We start from the raw sequence: 20,994 nt of genomic DNA, 5'->3' as shown, positions 1-20,994 counted from the left end.
TGTCGGGGTGGGGAGCCCGGGGAGCGTGCTGGATCGGTGGATCCTCGTCGCCCGGTTCGCGCGGGCCCGCTGGGGCTACCGCTTCCGCAGCCGCGAGCAGCTCGAGCGCTGGCAGCGGCGCCGGGTCGCGCGGCACCTCCGCCGCCACGGTGCGAGGACGGCGTTCTACTCGCCCCTGGTGGGGCCCGGGGCGCGCTTCCACCGCCTCCCGATCGTCGACAAGGCCATCACGCTTCACCGCTTCGACGAGCTGAACACCCGGGGTGTGCGGCTCACCGACGCCCTCGCGGTGGCCAGGCGCGCCGAGCAGACCCGCGACTTCGCCCCCCTCGTCGACGGCGACCTCACGGTGGGGCTCTCCAGCGGCACCTCCGGCAGACCCGGCGTGTTCCTCGTGAGCCCCCGTGAGCGGATGCGGTGGGCCGGGACGGCGCTGGCCCGCGTGCTCGACGCCGGATCCGTCCGCCGTCTGCTCCGGCCGTGGGGAAGACCGCTCGAGGTCCGATTCTTCCTGCGGGCCGGGGGCAACCTCTACGAGTCGGTGGGTGGCTCGCGCGTGCGGTTCGTCTTCCACGACCTGCTCGAGCCGCTCGACGGCCACGTCTCCTCGCTGGCCGCCTCGCCGCATCCGATCGACGTGCTGGTCGCCCCGGCCTCGGTGCTCGGAGCGCTCGCTGCGCGGCGTCTCGCGGGCGACCTGCCGATCGCCCCGTGCCAGGTGGTGTCGGTGGCCGAGGTGCTCGACCGCCACGACCGCGACCTCGTGGAGCGCGCGTTCGGCGTCGGCGTCTCCGAGGTCTACCAGGCCACCGAAGGGCTCCTCGCGGTCAGCTGCGCCGCCGGGTCGCTCCACCTCAACGAGGAGAGCGTGCTCGTGGAGCGCGAGTCGCTCGGCGGCGGGCGGATCGTGCCCATCGTCACAGACTTCGACCGCACCACCCAGCTCGTCGTGCGGTACCGGCTCGACGACGTCCTCCGCCTCTCCCCGCTCCGCTGCACCTGCGGGCGGGTGACGACCGTGCTCGAGGCGGTGGAGGGGCGCGAGGACGACGTCCTCCATCTGCCGGGTGAGACGCGGCAGGTCGACGTCTTCCCCGACACCGTGCGTCGCGCGATGGCGGTGACGGCGGAGGAGTGGGCCGACTGGCGCATCCGACAGCGAGGCACGGTCGTCGAGCTCGCCCTGCTCGACTGCGCCGACGACGAGGCGGTGCGTGACTCGCTGACCGCGTCGCTGGCCGCGCTCGGGGTGCACCGCCCCGACGTGCGGCTCGTGCCCTGGCCCGCCGAGGATCCCATCGCGAAGGTGCGCCGCGTGGCCCGGGCGGCCGCATGACCGCCCTTATCACCGGCGCGTCCGGTTTCGTCGGCGGGGCCGTCGCCGAGCGGCTCCGCGCCGGCGGAGAGCGCGTGATCGGCCTGTCCCGGCGGCCGGCCCCGCATGCTGACCACGTGCAGATGGACCTGGGCGCGCCCGACGCGATCCGTCGGCTCACCGAGCTCCGGCCGGCACCCGAGGTGATCGTGCACGCCGCCGCGCGTGCCGAGCCGTGGGGGAGCGCGGCGCAGTTCCACGCGGGCACGGTGACCACGACCGCGGCGATCGTGCGGTGGGCGGCAGCGCTGCGGCCCCGGCCGCGCCTGGTGCACGTCTCGACCGCCTCCGTGCTCTACTCCGGACGCGACCGGCTCGACGTCCGACCCGACGAGGAGACGGGCCTGCGCTTCGTCGGGCCCTACGCGCGGACGAAGGCGGCGGCGGAGCGCATGGTCCGGTCGTATCCCGGGGACTGGGTGATCCTGCGGCCGCGCGCCGTCTTCGGGCCGGGAGACACCGCGCTCCTCCCTCGGCTGCTCGACGCGGCCGACCGAGCACGGCTCCCGCGCTTCCGTCGTGGTCCCTTGAGCGACCTGGTCTTCATCGACGACCTCGTCGACGCGGTGGTGGAGGCCGGCTCCGCGCCCTGGATGGTCCGCAGGACGCTGGGGGTGGCCGGGCCGGAGAGCGTCGACCTGCAGGAGGTCGTGGGGCGGGTGCTCGCCGCCACAGGGCGTGCACCCGCGGCCCGCGTGGTGCCGCGTGGGCTCGCGATCGCGGCCGCCGGGGCCGTCGAGCGGATGTGGTCCGCGACCCGGCCGGGCCGGGAGCCCCCGATCACCCGCTACGCGCTCGTGGCCTACGCCTGCTCGTTCACCTTCGAGCGCCCCGCCGCCAGCACCGCCGAGCCCGCCCTGCTCACCGGACGGACGCCGCTCGACGAGGCGATCGGGCGCACCCTGGCCACTCTCGCCGCCGACACCCTGAGGAATCCGTGACCCGCACCGCCCCACACCCCCGCACCGCCGTCGTGGCCTGCGCGACGTACCTGCCGTCGACGCTCCGGACGACCGCGGAGACGGAGGAGCGCCTGCGCGTCGAGAATCCGACGTTGACGCTCCCCACCGGGCTCATCCGTCGGATCACGGGTGTCGAGAACGTGCACGTCGCCGGTCCCGAGGCGCAGGCCTCCGACCTCGCCGTCGCCGCCGCCCGCCGGGCGCTCGAGCAGTCGCCGGGCGAGGTCGACCTCCTGATCTTCGCCTCGGGCAGCCAGGACCTCATCGAGCCGGCGACGAGCCACATCGTCTCGGAGCGGCTCGGCACGCGCTGCGCGGTCTTCGACGTGAAGAACGCCTGCAACAGCATGCTGAACGGGATGCAGGTGGCCGACGCCCTCCTCGCCGCCGGCCAGTACCGGCGTGCGCTCATCGTGACCGGCGAGGTGCCCTCCTACGCCGTGCGCTGGCGGGTCGACTCCCGCGAGCAGTTCCTCCGTTCGTTCGGCGGGTACACGATGAGCGACGGGGGAGCGGCGGTGATCCTCGAAGCCGGGGAGGCGGAGTCGCCCGAGCCGTCCGGCGGGCGGGGCATCCTCGGGTCGCGCTTCCTCGCCCGGTCGGAGCACTGGGGCGTCGGCACCATCCCCGCGGGCGGCACCGTCAACCCGCACTCGGAGGGTGGCGCCTACTTCGACATGGACGGCGCGGCGCTGCAGGCGGCGTTCGCGTCGGTCGGCGTGGGACTCGTGGCCGAGACGCTCGCGTCGATCGGCTACGGCGTCGACGACCTCGACTTCGTCGCCCTCCACCAGGTGGCGCGGCCCTACCACGATCGCATCGTCGAGGTGCTGGGCGTCGACCCGGAGCGCACCCTCCTCACGGTGGCGGAGCACGGGAACCTGGCCTCCGCGACGCTGCCGTTCCAGCTCGCCGAGGCGCGCGCCGCGGGCAGGGTGGGGCCGGGCGGCCTGGTCGCGCTGGTCGGCCTCGCCGCGGGCATCTCGCTCGGCGCGATGGTGATCCGGCTGTGAGCGGGGTCGCGGTGACCGGGGACATCCGGTGAGCGGGGTCGCGGTGACCGGGATCGTCGCGGGTGGGGAGCGCCGCTGGGAGGAACGGGTGCAGCGCGCCGCGCATCCGGTCGTCTACCCGCTGCTGGCGCGCCTGCGGGCCCCCGTGCGCCGGATCCCCGGGGTCGGGGTGGTCGTCACCGACCCCGCGATCCTCCGCACGGTGCTGCTCGACACCGCGACGTTCACGAAGACCGGCCCGGGCTCGCCCGCCGACCTCTGGACGCCGGTGCTCGGCCCCCGGGTGCTGCTCAACATGGAGGGAGCGGATCACGTCGCCCTGCGTCGCAGGCTCGGCCCGCTGTTCGCGCCCGCCGCCGTCGAGGCGCTCGTCGCCGACTCGCTCGGCGCCGAGCTCTCCGCGGTGACGTCGACCCTCGCCGCGGGAGGAGAGGTGGACCTCGTCGAGGTGGCGCGCCGGTCGGCGACCCGGGTGATCCGCCGGCTCGTCGGCATCGAGGGTGAGCTCGGGGGAGACCTCTTCGCGCGCATCTCCGCGATCACCGGGTACGTGCGCCTCACCCGGCACGGGCTGACCCCGCCGCAGGTCGCGGCAGCGCGCGAGGTGCTCGACGAGCTGACCGTGCACGCCCGCGCCGCCTACGCGGCCGGTGACGAGAGCACGGTGCCCGGCCGGATGCGCGGACTCGGTCTGTCGGAGGACGAGGCGATGGGGGCGGTGGGCGCGTTCGTCCTCACCGGCACGGAGACGATCGTGTCGCACGTGCCGAGGATGATCGCGATCCTCCTCGACACCGGCTGGCTGCGCGAGCTGGCTCGCGACGACGCTCCGCTCGAGAACGCCATCGCCGAGTCGCTTCGGGTCACGACCCCCACCCCGGTCATGCTGCGGAGCGTGGTCGCCGAGGCGCGGGTCGGATCGGTGCCCGTGCGGCCCGGCGACCGTCTCGTGCTCGCGACGTTCCTCGCGGACCGAGCATCCGGCCGCTTCGATCCGGTCGCCGCCCCCGCCGTGTCGTTGAAGCAGCTCTGGTTCGGTGCGGGAGTGCACTTCTGTCTCGGCGCTCCGCTGGCGATGGCCCAGATCAGGGCCACGCTCGAGGCGGTGCTCGCGGCCGAGCGTGCGTCACCGCTCCGGATCGTGCGCCGCCGTGCGGTCCGTCGGTCGCTGATCCCCGGGTACGCCTCGCTCGTCGTGACCGGGGCGGCGCCGGACGGCCGGGCGACGGGACGGGCGAGCGCGAGAGGTTAGAGTCGGACCATGCGCGCAGTGGTCTTCAACGGCGTCCACGACGTCTCCGTCGAGGAGCTCCCCGATCCCGAGATCCATCTCCCGACGGATGCGATCGTCCGCGTTCTGGCGACGTGCGTCTGCGGATCCGACCTCTGGTACTACCGGGGCGAGAGCGAGCGGAAGCCCGGCTCGCGCATCGGCCACGAGTTCGTCGGCGTCGTCGAGGAGGTCGGGTCGGCGGTCACGACCGTGACCGTCGGCGACGTGGTGATCGCGCCGTTCGCCTTCAGCGACGGCACCTGCCCCAACTGCGTCTTCGGCTACCCGTCGTCGTGCATCCACGGCGGCATGTGGGGCGGTCGCGACAGCGAGGGGTTCCGCGTCGACGGCGGGCAGGGCGAGCTCGTCCGCGCACCGCTCGCCGACGGCACGCTGGTCGTCGTCCCGGGCGGCATGCCCTCGGAGGAGCTCCTCACATCGCTCCTGGCGCTCACCGATGTGATGGGCACCGGGCACCACGCCGCGGTCTGCGCCGGGGTTCGGCCCGGATCGACGGTCGCCGTCGTGGGCGATGGCGCCGTCGGGCTCAGCGGTGTCATCGCCGCGAAGCGGCTGGGCGCCGAGCGCATCATCGCGCTGAGCCGCCACGCCGACAGGCAGGCGCTCGCCCGCGAGTTCGGGGCGACCGACGTGGTGGAGCAGCGCGGGCCTGATGCGATCGAGCCGGTCCTCGCCCTCACCGTGGGTGTCGGTGTGGATGCGGTGCTCGAGTGCGTGGGCACCGGCGAGTCGATGGCCACGGCGTTCGCGATCGCACGTCCCGGTTCGCGTGTGGGCTATGTCGGCGTCCCGCACGGTGCAGAGGTACCGCTGCAGGCCGCGTTCCGGCACAACGTCGGGCTGGTGGGCGGCATGGCGCCGGTGCGCGCGTACATCCCGGAGCTGCTCCACGACGTCCTGGACGGGACGATCGTGCCCGGACGCCTGTTCGACTTCCGCGGCGGGCTCGACGACATCCCGGCCGGCTACGCGGCGATGGACGAGCGTCGCGCCATCAAGGCGATGGCGAGACTGTGACCGGGGGTACTCAGTGATGACGGATCCGCACCGGCTCGGCTTCGGGGCGGCCATCGCCCAGTTCGCTCCGAGCGACGACACCGACCGCAACCTCGCCGTGATCGAGCGGCTCGCCGCCGAGGCGGTCCGGCGCGGGGCCTCCCTCGTGGTGTTCCCGGAGTACTCCTCGTCGTTCCGAGACCCGATCGGGCCGGAGCTCGTCGACGACGCCGAGCCGCTCGACGGCCGGTTCGTCACCGAGCTGTCGCGGATCTCGACCGAGCTCGACGTGCACCTCATCGCCGGCATGGTCGCGGAGGCCGCCGACGGCGCCCGGTTCCGCAACCTCCTGGCCGCCGTCGCTCCGGGCGAGGGCCTCGTGGCGTCGTACGGGAAGCTGCATCTCTACGACGCGTTCGGCGGCCGCGAGAGCGACTGGGTGGAGGCCGCGGCCATCACCGAGCCGGAGACCTTCTCCATCCAGGGCATCACCATCGGCCTGCAGACCTGCTATGACGTGCGGTTCCCCGAGGTGTCGCGTCGCCTCGTCGACGCCGGCGCGGACCTCATCGCCATCCCGGCGGAGTGGGTGCGGGGGCCCCTGAAGGAGCACCACTGGCGCACGCTCGTGACGGCCCGCGCCCTGGAGAACACCGTGTACGTGGTGGCCGCCGACCAGACCCCGCCCGTCGGCGTGGGCGCGAGTCTCGTCGTCGACCCGATGGGCGTCACGATCGCGTCGCTGGGCGAGCGCGAGGACGTGGCCGTGGCCTGGATCGACCCGCACCGCATCGACGACGTGCGCCGGGTCAACCCCGCACTCGCTCTGCGCCGCTTCGGCGTCCACCCGCTCCAGTAGCCCCCCGGGTCAGCGGGCGAGCGCCGACAGCTGGGCGACGGCCTGCTCGATCACCGGCACGCGCTTGCAGAAGGCGAACCGCACGAGGCTCGAGTACTCCGCGGCGAGCGCCGGACCGCAGAACGCGCTGATCGGCACGCCGACGACGCCCGCCAGTCCCGGCAGGTCGCGGCAGAGCTGCGCTCCGTCGCTGTAGCCGAGGGGAGCGGCGTCGGCCACGACGAAGTACGTGCCGTCGGGACGGGTCACGTCGAAGCCCGCCGCCTCCAGGCCCGAGGCGAGCAGGTCGCGCTTCGCGCGCAGCGTCGACGCGACGCCGGCGTAGAAGCTGTCGGGCAACGCGAGTCCCGTGGCGATCGCGGGCTGGAACGGCGCGCCGTTGACGTACGTGAGGAACTGCTTCACGGCGAGGATCGCGGTGATGAGCGCGGGCGTCGAGACCGCCCAGCCGATCTTCCATCCCGTGGTGCTGAACGTCTTGCCCGCCGACGAGATCGTCACCGTGCGCTCGGCCGCCCCGGGGAGGGTGGCGATCGGGAGGTGGGGCACCCCGAAGGTGAGGTGCTCGTACACCTCGTCGGTGACGATGACGGCGTCGTGCCGCTCCGCCAGCTCCACCACGAGCTCGAGGGTGTCCCGGTCGAAGACCGCGCCCGTCGGGTTGTGCGGGTTGTTCACCAGGATCACGCGGGTGCGGTCGGTGACGGCGGCCCGCAGCTCGTCATGGTCAGGCTGGAAACGCGGTCGACGCAGCGGCACCGTGCGGTGCACTCCGCCGGCGAGCGCGATCACACCGCCGTACGCGTCGTAGAAGGGCTCGAACGTGACCACCTCGTCGCCGGGCTCGAGGAGGGCCAGCAGGGTCGCGGCGAGGGCCTCGGTCGCGCCGGCGGTCACGAGGACCTCGGTGCCGGGATCGACCTCCAGCCCGTAGAAGCGGCGCTGGTGCTCGGCGATGGCCTCGCGGAGGACCGGCAGACCGCGGCCGGGAGAGTACTGGTTGACGCCCTCGGCGATCGCGGCTCGGGCGGCCTCGAGGACCTCCGCCGGGCCGTCCTCGTCGGGGAACCCCTGCCCGAGGTTGATGGCGCCGGTGCGCTGAGCGAGTGCGCTCATCTCGGCGAAGATGGTGGAGGCGATGCTGCCGTCGGGGGCCAGGAGGCCTGCCCCCGCCGCGGCGCGTCGCCACGATCCGCTGATGTCCATGTTCCCTCGATCTCGTGCCCGGACCAGCCTAGAGGGTGCGCCGGCCTCGGTTTTGCCGTGTGACGCCGCCGTCGGTCGGGGCCCGGATGCGGATGAGAGCAGGGTCATAAGCAGGCGGCAGCCGCCATCCAGCCCGGTCATAGACTTCGCACAGGTTGCCTGAGAATGCTGGGTGGTGCTTGGAAGGAGCACAGCACACCATGTCAGACAGCACCGAGAACCCGGTCGGCTCGCCCGCCGAGGAGAACCCGCAGCCGACCCCCGCCTCGGAGCAGACGGCGCCGACGGAGCGCCTCGCACACCCCGCGCCGGAGCAGTCGGCCCCCGCCCCCTGGTCGCAGCCGGCCGCGTCCGGTCAGCCCGCCGTATCCGGCCAGCCGACCTCGCCCACTGCAACGCCGCAGTCCGGAGCGCCGGTCCCGCCCCTGCCGCCGCACCAGAGCACGGGCTCGTCGCAGCCGACCCCGCCGCTCAACCAGGGTCAGCAGCCGAACCCGACTCAGCCGACGACCCCGTTGCACCAGGGCCAGCAGGCGAACCCGACTCAGCCGACCACTCCGCTGCACCAAGCGCCGGCGCAGCCGACGATGCCGCTGGGGCAGGGCCAAGCCCCGCAGCCGCCCTACGGGCAGACCGCCGGCTACCCGCGCCCGACCACGCCCTACGGCGCCCCGTCCTACGGCCAGCAGCCCTACGCCGCGCAGCCCCAGGGTCGCAGCGACTACGGCCAGGGCTCGTTCGGCACCCCGGGTCAGCCGCAGTACGCCGCTCCGCGCGATCCCGCCTTCAACTCGGCGGCCTACGCCGCCTCCGGTGCGCACACCAGTTCCCAGCGGCCGGAGCGCAAGCGCCGCGGCGGTGTCGCTCTCATCGCCGCCCTCGCGATCGGCGCCGTCATCGGCGGCGCCTCGGGTGCGGGCATCAGCGTCTGGGCGATCAGCGCGAACCAGGGCAACGGGACGAACACCGCGTCGAGCCCCACCTCGATCACGGTGAACGATCCGCAGAACACCGACTGGGTGACCGCCGTCGCCCAGAAGGCGTCCCCGTCCGTGGTCACCATCAGCGCGAGCTCCGGCTCCTCGGGCGGCACGGGATCCGGTGTCATCCTCAGCGCCGACGGGTACGTCGTGACCAACACCCACGTCGTGACCCTCGACGGGGCGGCCGCGAACGCGACTCTCCGGGTGACGGCCGACGACGGGAAGATCTACGACGCCTCGATCGTCGGCACCGACCCGGTCAACGACCTGGCGGTCATCAAGCTGAAGGACGCCTCGGGCCTCACGCCCATCGAGTTCGCCGACTCGTCGAAGCTCAACGTCGGCGACGACGTCGTGGCCATCGGCGCGCCGCTCGGCTACTCGGGGACCGTCACGAACGGCATCGTGAGCGCCCTCAACCGGAGCATCACGGTGGCGTCGTCCGCGGCCCCCGCCGATCCCGAGACCCCGAACCAGGGCGAGGGCGACGGCGGGTCGGGCGACTCCGGCGGAAACGGCGGCAGCGGCGGCAGCCCGTTCGACTTCTGGAACTTCGACTTCCCGGGCCAGCAGACGCCGGACCAGCAGGGCAGCCAGAGCGGATCCAGCGCGGCCAGCGAGACCATCGCGCTGTCCGTCATCCAGACCGACGCCTCGATCAACCCCGGCAACTCCGGTGGTGCGCTCCTCGACGACCAGGGCCGCCTGATCGGCATCAACGTCGCGATCGCGTCGTCCACCGGACAGTCCGCGAACGGCGGCCAGGCCGGCAGCGTCGGCGTGGGCTTCTCGATCCCCTCCGAGACCGTGAAGCGGATCACCGACGAGATCATCAAGGACGGCAAGGCCACGCACGGTCTGCTGGGCGCCGGCGTCGCCGACGCGAGCCAGGCCGCCGACGCGACGACCACCGGTGCGCTGATCAACTCGGTCACCGACGGGGGAGCCGCCCAGAAGGCGGGGCTCCAGGTCGGCGACGTCGTCACCGCGTTCAACGGCATCCAGGTGCAGGACTACATCGACCTGACCGCCCTGGTGCGTGCACAGGCGGCCGGCGCGACGGTGAAGATCACCTACCTGCGCGACGGACAGTCGAAGACCGTCGACGTCACCCTCGGCTCGTTCCAGAGCTGACACCGGGAGATGCACGAAGGGCCGGGAGCGAACGCTCCCGGCCCTTCGTGCGTGAAGACTGAGTCGATCAGCGCGACGACTTGGCCGCGGTGAACTTGGCGACGACGACCGCGACGCCCGCCACGAGGAGCAGGATGCCCGCGGTCACGAGCATGGGCGTGAAGTCGGCGCCGGTCTGCGCGAGCACCGGCTGATCGGTGGACTCGGACGGCGACGCGGCGGATGCGGCGCCCACCCCGAGACCGAGGAAGGCGGACAGTGCGAAGACGCCGACGAGGATGCGGACCCTCATGCGTTGCCCCTCTCGCTGGTCCTCGAACGACCGCGTGCAAGACGCGGACGCGCGCCGACAGGTATCGGCTGCACTCGAGGATACCACCGGTACCCCTTTCGGGGTCGGTGCGAGGGACGGCGGCGTGGCCGAGCGCGCGCCGAGGCGGGTCAGATGCGGATGTCGGGCACCTGATCGAGCTGTTCGAGGGCGGGGAGCTCACGACGGCGGCCGCGAGGGAGCATCCGGCGCGGATCGAGTCGGCCCCGCTCACGGTCGCCCTTCTCCTGACGCGGAGCGATCTGGAGATCCTCCGTGAACCAGAGCGGTGCCGGCCCGAACGCGGACCGGCTGCTCTGCACGACCGTCCGGCCGAGGACGAGGTTTCCGACGCCGCCGATCGCGGCGCCCACGCCGAAGGGGACGAGTCGCCCGACCACGTTGGCGCCCTGCCCGACGGCGAAGCGCTTGACGAAGACGCGCTTGAGCTGGTCGGCGATCGGCCCGACGACCATCGAGGGCAGCGAGCTCGTCACGACCTGGCCCCAGTACGCGTTCCGGGTGACGCCGGTTCCCGCGGCCTGGCCGGCGATCTGACGCAGCAGGTCGCTGCCGGCCTTCCCCATCATGAGCGTCATGACGAGCGCGCGGGCGCGGTCGCGGTCGTCGACGGCGATGCCGTGCACCTCGGTGATCGACTGCGCGAAGAGCGCCGTCGTCTCGAGGAACCCGGCGGTCTCCGCGCCGCTCAGGGCGAGCGCCGCACCGGTGCCGACGAACGGCAGCATCGAGCTCGCGCCCACCGCCGCGCCCCCGGACGTGACCGCGGCGAGGTAGCGGCGCTCGAGGATGGTCACGAGCCGCTGCGGGTCGGCGTCGGGATGCAGACGACGGATCCCGCGCAGGTGCGCGAGCACGACGGGGCGCTGCACGCTGAGCAGACGGTCGACGGTGCGATCGAGTCCGGAGGCCATGCATCCACTCTGCCCCGGCCCGACCCGGTCGACGACGCGCCGCGGCGCACTTCTCAGCACAGTCGCGGCGTAGGGTGCAGTCCGTGCCCCTGCATCCCGTGACGATCGAGCTCCTGCTCGTGTCGACGCGGCATCGCTACGAGGGGCGGCCCGCCGACGGTCCGCTGCCCGCGCCGGAGGGCGAGCCCGAGGTCCGCTCCACGATCGAGCTCAGGGCGGGCCTCGGTGCGGTGGGTGACCGCTACTTCGCCCATCGCGCGCATCGGGATGCCGCGGTGACGGTCTTCGACGCCGCCTCCCTCGACCACGTCTCCGAGGTCACGGGCGTCCGCGATCTGGATCCCGCGGCGACCCGGCGCACGATCACGGTCCGCGGCTTCCCGATCGACGAGGTGGTCGGGCGGCCGTTCTCGCTCGACTCGGGGTCGGGGCCGATCCGCTTCCGGGGCCACCGGGCGGCGAACCCGTGTGCGTGGATGGACGTGACGCTGGCACCGGGCGCGTTCCGAGCGCTCCGCGGTCGGGGCGGGGTGCGCTGCGTCCCGCTCGACGACGGGACGCTCACCCTCGGGCGGGCCCTCCTCGACGACGACCCGCCTGCACCCGCCCTCTGACGGGCGGCCGTGTGCGTCGCCTTCGTGCCCCTCAGGTCGTCGCTGAAGCATACGGTCTGCTGACCGTGACGAGCGCATCCGAGGCGATCGACGCACGCTGGGAGGGCAGACGACCGGATGGGATGGGCAGAGATGACACGCTTCGGATACACCCTCATGACCGAGCAGAGCGGGCCGCGCGACCTCGTGCGGTACGCGGTGGCCGCCGAGCAGGCCGGGTTCGACTTCGAGGTGTCGAGCGACCACTACTCGCCCTGGCTGACCGAGCAGGGGCACGCCCCCTACGCCTGGACCGTGCTGGGCGCGGTCGCCCAGGCGACCGAGCGCGTGGAGCTGGCGACCTACGTGACCTGCCCCACGGTCCGCTACCACCCCGCCGTCATCGCCCAGAAGTCGGCGACCCTGCAGCTGCTCAGCGAGGGGCGCTTCATCCTCGGCCTCGGCTCGGGCGAGAACCTCAACGAGCACGTCGTGGGCGAGGGCTGGCCGGCGGTCGACGCCCGGCAGGACATGTTCGAGGAGGCCGTCACCATCATCCGCGAGCTCCACACCGGAGAGCTCGTCACCTGGGAAGGGCAGTACTTCCGTGTCGACTCGGCGCGCATCTGGGACCTCCCCGACGAGGGCGTCCCGATCGGCGTCGCCGTGTCGGGCGAGAAGTCGATCGAGCGGTTCGCTCCGCTCGGCGACCACCTCATCGCGGTGCAGCCCGAGGGCGACCTCGTCTCGGGGTGGACCGCGAAGAAGGGCGAGCAGACCCGGTCGATCGGCCAGATCCCTATCTGCTGGGGCAGGGACAAGGAGGCGGCCATCGAGAAGGCCCACGCGCAGTTCCGCTGGTTCGGCGGCGGCTGGGCGGTCAACGCCGATCTGCCGACCCCGGCCGGCTTCGCGGCCGCCAGCCAGTTCGTGCGGCCGGAGGACGTGGCGTCGTCGATCGCGTGCGGCCCCGACCTCGACGAGCTCGCCGAGAGCGTGCGCCCGTTCCTCGACGCGGGGTTCACCGACGTGGCGGTGGTGCAGGTGGGCGACGAGGGCCAGGACGAGTTCCTCGCCGAGGTGGCCGAGCCGCTGCTCGAGAAGCTGCGCGCGCTCTGAGCCCTCCGCGCAGTCGCGGTCGCGGTCACGACCGCGGTCGCGGTCTCAGTCGCGGTCGCGCAGCGAGAGGTGCGCGTTCAGGGCGTGCGTGAGCTCGAGGTCGTGCTGCAGAGGGCGGCCGTCGAGCTCGATCACGGGCACCGCCTGGCGGATGCTCGACGCGAGCCAGACGGCATCGGCGCGCTCGAGGTCGATCCGCGTCACCGGCAGCGCTCTCGTCACGTAGCCGCGAGCGGAGAAGAACTCGAAGGCGCGGCGCTGCGTCGTCCCGTGCAGGATGCCGTGCTCGGTGGGCGGGGTGAGGATGCGGTCGCCGTGACGCAGCAGCACGCTCGCCGTGGGCGCCTCGAGCACGAAGCCGTCGCTCGAGGTGAAGATCACGTCGTCCGCTCCCCGGCGGGCGGCCTCGCGGAGGGCGGCCGAGTTGATGGCGTACGACAGGGTCTTCGCGCCCTGCAGCAGCCACGGCGAGGTCTGCGCGACGTCGTGGCGGTAGCCGCGGTCGAGCGCCACGACGCGGATCCCGGTCTCGCGGTTCGAGGTGAAGTCCTTCGTCGGCATGGCCAGCGCCCACGCCGTCGGCACATCCGCGCCCTCGATGCCGCGGGTGAGCACGAGCTTCACCGCGAGCACCTCCACCTCGGGATGCGTCGACATCGCGAGCGCGATGGCCTCCCGCCAGGTCGTCGGGTCCGGTTCGGGCAGGTCGAGCAGGGCCGCGGACGACCCGAATCGCGCCAGGTGCGCGTCGATCGCGGGCGCCTCGCCGCGGGTGACCATGATGGTCTCGAAGATGCCGTCGCCCCGGGTCACCCCGAGGTCGAGCACGCTCACGTGGGGGCGGGCAGGATCGGCGATCTCCACCGCAGGACGCGACGACGAGTCGTCATGCGGGAGGACCGGGGAGTTCACGAGGACGAGGACTGGCGATGGCACACTGCCAGTGTGCCCCACACCAGCGGACGAAGGAGGACGGGAACACGATGAGCGCCGCCGTGCAGACCGAGATCGAGCGCAAGTACACCGTGGAGGAGGGGGCCGTGCTGCCCGACCTCGGCGGGGTGACCGGGGTCGCCCGGGTGCAGGCGGAGGAGCCGTTCGGTCTGGAGGCGGTGTACTTCGACACCGAGGCGCTCGACCTCGCCCGGGCCAGGGTCGCGCTCAGGCGTCGCGCCGGAGGGGCGGACGAGGGCTGGCACCTCAAGCTACCCGCCGACGAAGGGCGCACCGAGATGCAATGGCCGCTCACGGTCGGCGAGTCGGTCCCGGATGAGGTGCTCGAGCCCGTCCGCGCCCTGGTGCGCGACCGGGCGCTCACGCCGCTGGCGAGGATCGCGACCACCCGCACCATCACCGAGCTCCTCGACGAGGACGGCGGCGTCGTCGTCGAGGTGGCCGACGACCAGGTGACGGCCTCCGATGTGAGAGGCGGCGAGGTCCGCGCGTGGCGCGAATGGGAGGCGGAGCTCGGTCCGGCCGCACCCGGCACGCGCGCCGAGCGCGAGACGCTCCTCGACGAGGTGGAGGCGGTGCTGCACGAGGCTGGCGCGACCGTCTCGCCCAGCGTGTCGAAGCTCGCGCAGGCGCTCGGGCGCACGGGTCTCGGATCCTCCGGAGCGGACGCGCCGGCGGTCGACCGTCGCTCGTCCGCCGAGGAGGCCGTGCTCGCCGGAGTGCGCGAGCTGGTGGCCGAGCTGATCGCGCTCGACCCCGCGGCGCGGCGCGACGAGCCGGATGCGGTGCACCGGATGCGGACGACCGTGCGTCGCCTGCGGAACGTGCTGGCCACGCATCGGGCGCTGCTCGGCCGCGAACGGGTCGGCCCTCTGCGCGAGCAGCTCTCGCGGCTGGGCGGCCAGCTCGGCGAGGTCCGCGACCTCGAGGTGAGGGCGGGCTGGGCGAGCGACGCCCTCGACGCGTACGAGGCCGAGCGCGGCGCGGCCGACGGGGCCGCCCGCCGTCGTCTCGTCGGCGAGCTGCTCGAGGAGCGGACGGGAGCGCTCGCCCGCCTGCGCGCGGCGCTGACCGCCGAGCCGTACTTCCGTCTTCTCGACGACCTCGAGGGGTTCGGCGGGCCCGAGCGGACGGGCGACGCCGTCTCGGCCCGGCACGAGCAGCGCTCCACGCTGCGGAAGGCCGCCGAGCGCGCGGTCTCGAGGTCGGTGCCCGCCGAGGAGGCGGCCGAGAGCCTCTCCGACGGCGTCACGGAGTCGATCGAGGCGCTCGGCCACCTGCACGAGTCGAGGAAGGCCGCGCGCAAGCTCCGCCACGCGGCCGAGTTCGCCACCGGCGGCGCCGGCGGCGTGCTCGGGGCGCGGTCGGCGACGCTCGGTGAGCTCGCCGAGGACTTGCAGGACGCCCTGGGCGAGCACCGCGACGCGTCGCTGTTCGCCGAGCACCTGCACCTCGTGGCCGGTCGCGCCCACGCGTCGGGCGAGGACACGTTCGTCTACGGCGTGCTCTACCAGCGCGCGCAGGACCAGGCCGGGCGGGCCCTCGTCGCCGCCGACCGCGCGCGCCGCGCCCTCGCCCGCGCCGCGCGCTGAGCCCGCCGCCCGCACCAGCGCCGCGCGCTGAGCCCGCCCACCCACGCCGAACGGCGAGAAGGCGCCCTTCCCACACCCCGGAAAGGGCCTCTTCCCGCCGTTCGACGGGAGGAGTGGGGCGCGTTCTCGCCGCTCGGTGGGGTCAGGCGCCGCGGTAGAACGCGCCGAGCGCGGCGGAGAGCGAGACCAGGTCGTCGACGTGGGCGAGCTCCCGCGCCGAGTGCATCGACAGGAGCGGGACGCCGACGTCGACCGTCCGGATGCCCAGGCGCGTGGCCGTGAGCGGTCCGATGGTGGAGCCGCAGGGCACCGTGTTGTTCGAGACGAACTCCTGGAACGGTACGCCCGCCGCCTCGCTGCTACGAGCCCAGAGCGCCGCGCCGTGCGCATCCGTGGTGTACCGCTGGTTCGCATTGATCTTGAGGAGCGGGCCGCGCCCGGCGAGGGGTCGCACCACGGGATCGTGCTTCTCGGGGTAGTTGGGGTGCACGGAGTGGCCGGCGTCGCTCGACACCAGCCACGAGGCCGCGAGTGCGCGCGTCGCCTGCTCGCCGTCGGCTCCGAGGCCGTGGCGGATGCGGCGGAGCACGTCCTCGAGGAACGGTCCGCTGGCGCCCGACCGCGACTCGGATCCGAGCTCCTCGTGGTCGAAGGCCGCGAGGACGGCGATGGCGGGATCCCCGCCGTCGCGATCCGCGCCGGCCTCCGACTCGAGCAGGGCCACGAGCCCCGAGTGCACCGAGCTGAGGTTGTCGAGCCGGGCGGACGCGAACAGGCTGCGGTCGAGCCCGAACCGGCGCGGCGGCTGGCTGTCGACCGCGAGCACGTCGTACCCGGCGAGGTCGTCGGCCTCGATGTCGGCGATCTCGGCGAGATGGGCGAGCAGGTCGGCGTGCGCGACATCGCCGACGCCGAAGACCGGCTGCGTGTGGCGCTGACGGTCGAGCGAGACCGTGTCCGCCGATCCCCGGTCGAGGTGCACGGCGAGCTGGGGGATCCGGAAGAACGGGCCGGTGCGGACGAGCAGCTCGTCGCCGCCCCGCGTCACGATCCGGCCCGCCAGCTCGATCTCACGGTCGAGCCAGGAGGTGAGCAGGGGGCCGCCGTAGACCTCGACGGCGGCCTGCAGCCATCCCGCCGAGCCGACGGTCGGATGGGGCTTCAGCTTGAAGCCGGGGGAGTCGGTGTGCGTGCCGACGACGCGGAACGGCGTCAATGCGCCAGCCGACTCGGGGACGCGCCAGGCGATGACCGCCCCGTCGCGTACGACCACGTACCCACCGGGCCCGCCCGTCCACGGGTCGTCCTCCGAGAGGAGCGTCCAGCCGTCCTCCTGCAGTCGTCGGGCCACCTCGTGGGCGGCGTGGTACGAGCTCGGGGAGGCGGTGACGAAGGCCGACAGGTCGTCGATGTGGGCGTCCAGCTGCATGACCCCATCCAACCATCGCGTCCTCGGGTGCGAGGTCCGGGGCGTCGGCGTCCGCTCTGCCTGGTGGGCTAGGGTGTCTGTCGCGCGGGAGGTGTGCGGATGCGGACGAGAGTGAAGACCGTGTTCGCGGCGACGGTGCTGGCGCTGGCCGCGACGGCCGGTCTCGCCGGCTGCTCATCGCATCCGACCGAGGCGCTCTCGAAGCTCGCGCACGTGAACGCCGGCGAGCTGCCCACCCCGGCCGCCCCCGAACTGCCCGCGGCGTCGGGGATCCTCTACGGGCCGTCGCTCCGGCTGCTCGGCCACTACGACGGCTCGGCCTACTGGGTGGGGGCCACCACCGACGACCGGGTCTGCTTCATGGCGGTCACGACGGAGGTCGACGAGTCGAGCTGCGTCACCCCCTCCCGCTTCGGAGCCGACGGCGCGACGCTCCCCGTGGGAGAGGACGAGCGAATCTGGCTCTATCTCGGCTACATGACGGTGCCCACCGACAAGGGCTGGCGGATCGTGGCCGACAACCTCGCCGTGCGCTGAGCCCCGTCCTCCACAGGCTTCGATCCCTCCACAGGTACGTCTCCACCGGGCTCGGCGTCGGACGCTGCCGATAGTGTGCTGGCAGTCGCAAGGAGCTGGTCGATGATCGTCGTACGCGAGGGCGAAGCCCCCACCACGGTGCTGTACAGCGCCTCCGACCTCACCGCCGCCGCGAAGTGCGAGTTCGCCCTGGTGCGCACCCTCGACGCGAAGCTCGGGCGCATCCCTCCCCTCGACGAGACCGCCGACCCGATGCTCGACCGCGCCGCGCGTCTGGGCGATCTGCACGAGGAGCGCACTCTCGAGCGCTACCTCGCCGAGTTCGGGCGCTACGACGGCTCCCGCCCGGGCGGTGTCGCCCTCATCGAGCGGCCCGACGAGCGGCCCACGGCCGAGATCCTGCTGCGAGGGCAGGAGGCCACTCTCGCCGCGCTCCGCGGCGGGGCCGACATCGTCTACCAGGCCACGTTCTACGACGGACGGTTCCTGGGCTACGCCGACTTCATCCGCCGCACCTCGCCGGCCGACGCCTCCGAGCACGTGTACGAGGTGTACGACACCAAGCTCGCCCGTCGTGCCAAGGTGACGGCCCTCCTGCAGCTCGCCGCCTACGCCGATCAGCTGACCAGGCTCGGCATCGCAGTCGGCCCGCAGGTGCACCTCCTGCTGGGCGACGGCTCGACCTCGAGCCACGACCTCGTCGACGTCCTCCCGGTGTACCTCGAGCGTCGGTCGCGCCTCGAGAGCATGCTCGATGAACGGCTGGCCGACCCCGAGCCGGTGACCTGGGGCGACCCTCGCTTCGCGGTCGATGGCCGGTGCGACGTCTGCGCCCCCGAGGTCGAGGCACACCGAGACCTCCTCCTCGTCGCGAGCATGCGCACCACGCAGCGTGTGCGGCTCCTCGAGGCGGGCATCGGCACCATCGACGAGCTCGCCGCCTCGTCGGGGCCGGTCCCGGGCATGTCGGCCTCGGCGCTCGATGCCCTGCGCGATCAGGCGCGGATGCAGGTGGGCCACCCCGACTCGCTCGTCGCCAAGGTCTTCGAGCCGTCGGGCCTCGCGGCGTTGCCTGTGCCCGATGCCGGCGATGTCTTCTTCGACTTCGAGGGCGATCCCCTCTACACCGAGGGCGCGGGAGAGGAGTGGGGCCTCGACTACCTGTTCGGGGTGGTCGAGCACGACGGCGCCGGCGGAACGCGATTCCTGCCGTTCTGGGCGCACGACTACGCCGAGGAGCGCGAGGCGCTGCGCGCCTTCCTCGACTACGTCACGCGACGGCGGGCCGAGCATCCGGGCATGCACGTCTATCACTACGCCGACTACGAGCGGGCGCACCTGCAGAACCTCACCGCCCGGCACGGGGTGGGGGAGTCGCAGCTCGACGACCTCCTCCGGGGCGACGTCCTGGTCGACCTCTACCCGGTCGTCAAGCGCAGCATCCGCGTCAGCTCGCGGTCGTACGGGCTCAAGAAGCTCGAGCCGCTGTACATGGGCGACCGGTTGCGCGAGAGCGACGTCACCACGGGCGGCGACTCGATCCTCGCCTACGTGCGCTACACCGAGCTCCGCGACGCCGGGCTCACCGCCGAGGCGGAGGCGCAGCTGCGCGAGATCGCCGACTACAACGAGTACGACTGCGAGTCCACGCTGGGGCTGCGCGACTGGCTGCTCGCCCGCGCGGAAGAGCACGGCGTGACCCCGGCGGCGCTGCCTGCACAGCTGGCCGAGCTCGATGATCGCCCGAGCGACCTCACGGCCCGCCTGCGCGACGGAGTGCCCCCGAAGACGCCCGACCGCTCCGCCGACCAGCAGGCGCTCGCCCTCGCCGCCGCGGCCGTCGACTACCACCGACGCGAGGCGAAGACCTTCTGGTGGGAGCACTATGCCCGCCTGGTGCAGCCCCTCGAAGACTGGGCCGATACCCGCGACGTCCTCATCGTCACCCGAGCCTCGATCGACCAGGACTGGGTGGCCGACACGCCCGGCAAGGCGCCGCGGCGCCGGCTCGTCCTGCGCGGCGACCAGGCGCCCGGCTCACGGTTCGACGTCGGCGACCGGGGTCGATTCCTGCTCTACGAGCCACCGCATCCGTGGCTCGACCCTCGCGCCACCCCCACCGACCGCGCGGCCAGCGCGCGGAACGAGATCGTCGAGGTCCGGGCGGGCGACGACGGCGTGACCGAGCTGGTCGTCGAGGAGTGGCTCCGCGCCGGCGACGAGCCCTTCGACGCGCTGCCCGTCGCCATGACGCCGTCCGCGCCGCCGCCCACCGCGTCGATCCAGGGCGCGATCGGCGAGTGGGGCGAGCGGATCGCCGCGGCGCTGCCCGCGCTGCCGCGCGATCCAGCGCTCGACCTGCTGCGGCGGCGGGCCACGTCCTCGACCGGATCGGCGGAGGTGATGTCGGAGCTCTCCTCGGACGCGCCGACCGGAGCGGATGCGGTCGGCACGATCACGTCGGCGCTGCGCGAGCGAGACGGGTCGTTCGTCGCCGTCCAGGGCCCGCCCGGTGCGGGCAAGACGTACACCGGCGCCCGTGTGATCGCCCGGCTCGCGCTCGAGCACGGCTGGCGCATCGGCGTGGTGGCGCAGTCGCATGCCGTGGTCGAGCACATGCTCGAGTCGGTGGTGTCCGCGGGCGTTCCCGCCGATCGCGTGGGGAAGTCCTCGGCGCCCGAGACCGCCTCCTTCAGCGACGTGCCGCGCAACGGGTACTCGAGCTTCCTCCGCGACGCCCGCGAGCGGGCGCGGGGCGTGGTGCTCGGCGGCACCGCGTGGGACTTCACCAACCTCGGGCGGGTCTCGCGGCGTGAGCTCGACCTCGTCGTCGTCGACGAGGCCGGGCAGTACTCGCTGGCCAACACCATCGCGGTGAGCATGGCGGCCCGGCGCATCCTCCTCCTGGGCGACCCTCAGCAGCTGCCGCAGGTCACGCAGGGCACGCATCCCGAGCCCGTCGACCGGTCGGCGCTCGGCTGGCTGGGCGAGGGCCACGACGTGCTCCCGCCCGAGCTCGGCTTCTTCCTCGCTGAGACCTGGCGCCTCCACCCGGCGCTCTGCGCCCCGGTGAGCGCCCTCTCGTACGAGTCGCGTCTGCGGCCGCGGTTGCCCGAGACGAGCGAGCGAGCGCTCGACGGCATCCGGCCGGGGCTGCACCTCGAGCCGGTGCCGCACCGGGATCGCTCGACACACTCGACCGAGGAGGCGGATCGTGTGGTCGCCCTCGTCGACGACCTGGTGGGGCGTCACTGGACCGACCTCCCCGCCGGGCGCAGCGGCCCGCTCCGCGACGACGACGTCATCGTGGTCGCGGCCTACAACGCCCAGGTCGAGCTCATCAGGGCCGGGCTCGACGAGGTCGGCCGCACCGGGGTGCAGGTGGGCACGGTCGACCGGTTCCAGGGCCGGGAGGCCGCGATCGCTATCGTCTCGCTGGCGGCGTCGAGCGCGGCCGACGTCCCGAGGGGGATCGGCTTCCTGCTCATGAAGAACCGCCTCAATGTCGCGCTGTCGCGGGCGAAGTGGGCGGCGTACCTCGTGCACTCGCCCGCCCTGCGCGACCATCTCCCGTACAACGCCGCCGATCTCGCCGCGCTGTCGTCCTTCCTCCTGCTCACGGGCGACGAGGTGGTCGCGCCCGAGGTGCTCACCGCCGGCGCATGAGCGGGGTGTCGAGAGGGCGGATCGTCCTGGGTTGCGT

General features: G+C 73.2%; 17 protein-coding genes. 12 read left to right on the top strand and 5 right to left on the bottom strand.

Features of this window, described 5'->3' with window-relative positions:
* Positions 1-7: 7 nt before the first annotated feature.
* From ACFJGV_RS03660 to ACFJGV_RS03635, 6 genes are read left to right on the top strand one after another with little or no spacing between them, the layout of a single operon-like run.
* Positions 8-1,336 (top strand): F390 synthetase-related protein, encoded by a 1,329-nt coding sequence (locus ACFJGV_RS03660; protein WP_378146914.1) that lies wholly within the window; start codon positions 8-10, stop codon positions 1,334-1,336.
* Entirely contained in the window at positions 1,333-2,316 is a 984-nt protein-coding gene (locus ACFJGV_RS03655; protein ID WP_378146912.1) for an NAD-dependent epimerase/dehydratase family protein, read from the top strand. Before ACFJGV_RS03660 ends, ACFJGV_RS03655 begins: the two co-directional genes overlap by 4 nt.
* Entirely contained in the window at positions 2,313-3,350 is a 1,038-nt protein-coding gene (locus tag ACFJGV_RS03650) for a 3-oxoacyl-ACP synthase III family protein (protein ID WP_378146911.1), read from the top strand. The genes ACFJGV_RS03655 and ACFJGV_RS03650 overlap by 4 nt, the downstream gene beginning before the upstream one ends.
* 43 nt (positions 3,351-3,393) lie before the next feature.
* Positions 3,394-4,602, top strand: a complete 1,209-nt coding sequence (locus ACFJGV_RS03645; protein ID WP_378146909.1) for a cytochrome P450 — start codon at positions 3,394-3,396, stop codon at positions 4,600-4,602.
* Between the two features lie 9 nt (positions 4,603-4,611).
* Positions 4,612-5,661 (top strand): zinc-dependent alcohol dehydrogenase family protein, encoded by a 1,050-nt coding sequence (locus ACFJGV_RS03640; RefSeq protein ID WP_378146907.1) that lies wholly within the window; start codon positions 4,612-4,614, stop codon positions 5,659-5,661.
* A gap of 16 nt (positions 5,662-5,677) precedes the next feature.
* Complete coding sequence (locus tag ACFJGV_RS03635; RefSeq protein ID WP_378146905.1) at positions 5,678-6,499, top strand: carbon-nitrogen hydrolase family protein; 822 nt, start codon at positions 5,678-5,680, stop codon at positions 6,497-6,499.
* Positions 6,500-6,508: 9 nt separating this feature from the next.
* Here the strand turns inward: ACFJGV_RS03635 and ACFJGV_RS03630 are convergent, their stop codons facing one another.
* Positions 6,509-7,705 (bottom strand): pyridoxal phosphate-dependent aminotransferase, encoded by a 1,197-nt coding sequence (locus ACFJGV_RS03630; protein ID WP_378146904.1) that lies wholly within the window; start codon positions 7,703-7,705, stop codon positions 6,509-6,511.
* A 200-nt stretch (positions 7,706-7,905) separates the two neighbouring features.
* Here ACFJGV_RS03630 and ACFJGV_RS03625 point away from each other — a divergent pair, with 200 nt between their 5' ends.
* Entirely contained in the window at positions 7,906-9,822 is a 1,917-nt protein-coding gene (locus ACFJGV_RS03625) for a trypsin-like peptidase domain-containing protein (RefSeq protein ID WP_378146903.1), read from the top strand.
* Positions 9,823-9,889: 67 nt separating this feature from the next.
* Here ACFJGV_RS03625 and ACFJGV_RS03620 read toward each other — a convergent pair whose 3' ends face one another.
* Together ACFJGV_RS03620 and ACFJGV_RS03615 are read right to left on the bottom strand one after the other, a co-directional pair.
* Positions 9,890-10,114, bottom strand: a complete 225-nt coding sequence (locus ACFJGV_RS03620; RefSeq protein ID WP_378146901.1) for an LPXTG cell wall anchor domain-containing protein — start codon at positions 10,112-10,114, stop codon at positions 9,890-9,892.
* Positions 10,115-10,263: 149 nt separating this feature from the next.
* Entirely contained in the window at positions 10,264-11,067 is an 804-nt protein-coding gene (locus tag ACFJGV_RS03615) for a hypothetical protein (protein ID WP_378146899.1), read from the bottom strand.
* Positions 11,068-11,150: 83 nt separating this feature from the next.
* Here ACFJGV_RS03615 and ACFJGV_RS03610 point away from each other — a divergent pair, with 83 nt between their 5' ends.
* Positions 11,151-11,681: a molybdenum cofactor biosysynthesis protein gene (locus tag ACFJGV_RS03610; protein WP_378146898.1), complete on the top strand. Its 531-nt coding sequence runs from the start codon at positions 11,151-11,153 to the stop codon at positions 11,679-11,681.
* Positions 11,682-11,813: 132 nt separating this feature from the next.
* On the top strand, positions 11,814-12,779 hold the full coding sequence (locus ACFJGV_RS03605) for an LLM class F420-dependent oxidoreductase (RefSeq protein ID WP_378146896.1): 966 nt from the start codon (positions 11,814-11,816) through the stop codon (positions 12,777-12,779).
* 45 nt (positions 12,780-12,824) lie between these two features.
* Here ACFJGV_RS03605 and ACFJGV_RS03600 read toward each other — a convergent pair whose 3' ends face one another.
* Complete coding sequence (locus tag ACFJGV_RS03600; RefSeq protein WP_378146895.1) at positions 12,825-13,715, bottom strand: aminodeoxychorismate lyase; 891 nt, start codon at positions 13,713-13,715, stop codon at positions 12,825-12,827.
* Between the two features lie 47 nt (positions 13,716-13,762).
* On the opposite strand from ACFJGV_RS03600, the gene ACFJGV_RS03595 reads away from it, so the two are divergent.
* Positions 13,763-15,325 (top strand): CHAD domain-containing protein, encoded by a 1,563-nt coding sequence (locus tag ACFJGV_RS03595; protein WP_378146893.1) that lies wholly within the window; start codon positions 13,763-13,765, stop codon positions 15,323-15,325.
* 142 nt (positions 15,326-15,467) lie between these two features.
* Here ACFJGV_RS03595 and ACFJGV_RS03590 read toward each other — a convergent pair whose 3' ends face one another.
* On the bottom strand, positions 15,468-16,754 hold the full coding sequence (locus ACFJGV_RS03590; RefSeq protein WP_378146891.1) for a M18 family aminopeptidase: 1,287 nt from the start codon (positions 16,752-16,754) through the stop codon (positions 15,468-15,470).
* A gap of 99 nt (positions 16,755-16,853) precedes the next feature.
* Here ACFJGV_RS03590 and ACFJGV_RS03585 point away from each other — a divergent pair, with 99 nt between their 5' ends.
* Entirely contained in the window at positions 16,854-17,291 is a 438-nt protein-coding gene (locus ACFJGV_RS03585; protein WP_378146889.1) for a hypothetical protein, read from the top strand.
* A gap of 102 nt (positions 17,292-17,393) precedes the next feature.
* Entirely contained in the window at positions 17,394-20,957 is a 3,564-nt protein-coding gene (locus ACFJGV_RS03580; RefSeq protein ID WP_378146887.1) for a TM0106 family RecB-like putative nuclease, read from the top strand.
* Positions 20,958-20,994: the final 37 nt, after the last annotated feature.

Source organism: Cnuibacter sp. UC19_7 (genome assembly GCF_042699995.1).
Taxonomy (GTDB): domain Bacteria; phylum Actinomycetota; class Actinomycetes; order Actinomycetales; family Microbacteriaceae; genus Cnuibacter.
Note: the sequence above shows the minus strand (reverse complement) of the source record. Positions and strands in the feature narration are given on the sequence as shown.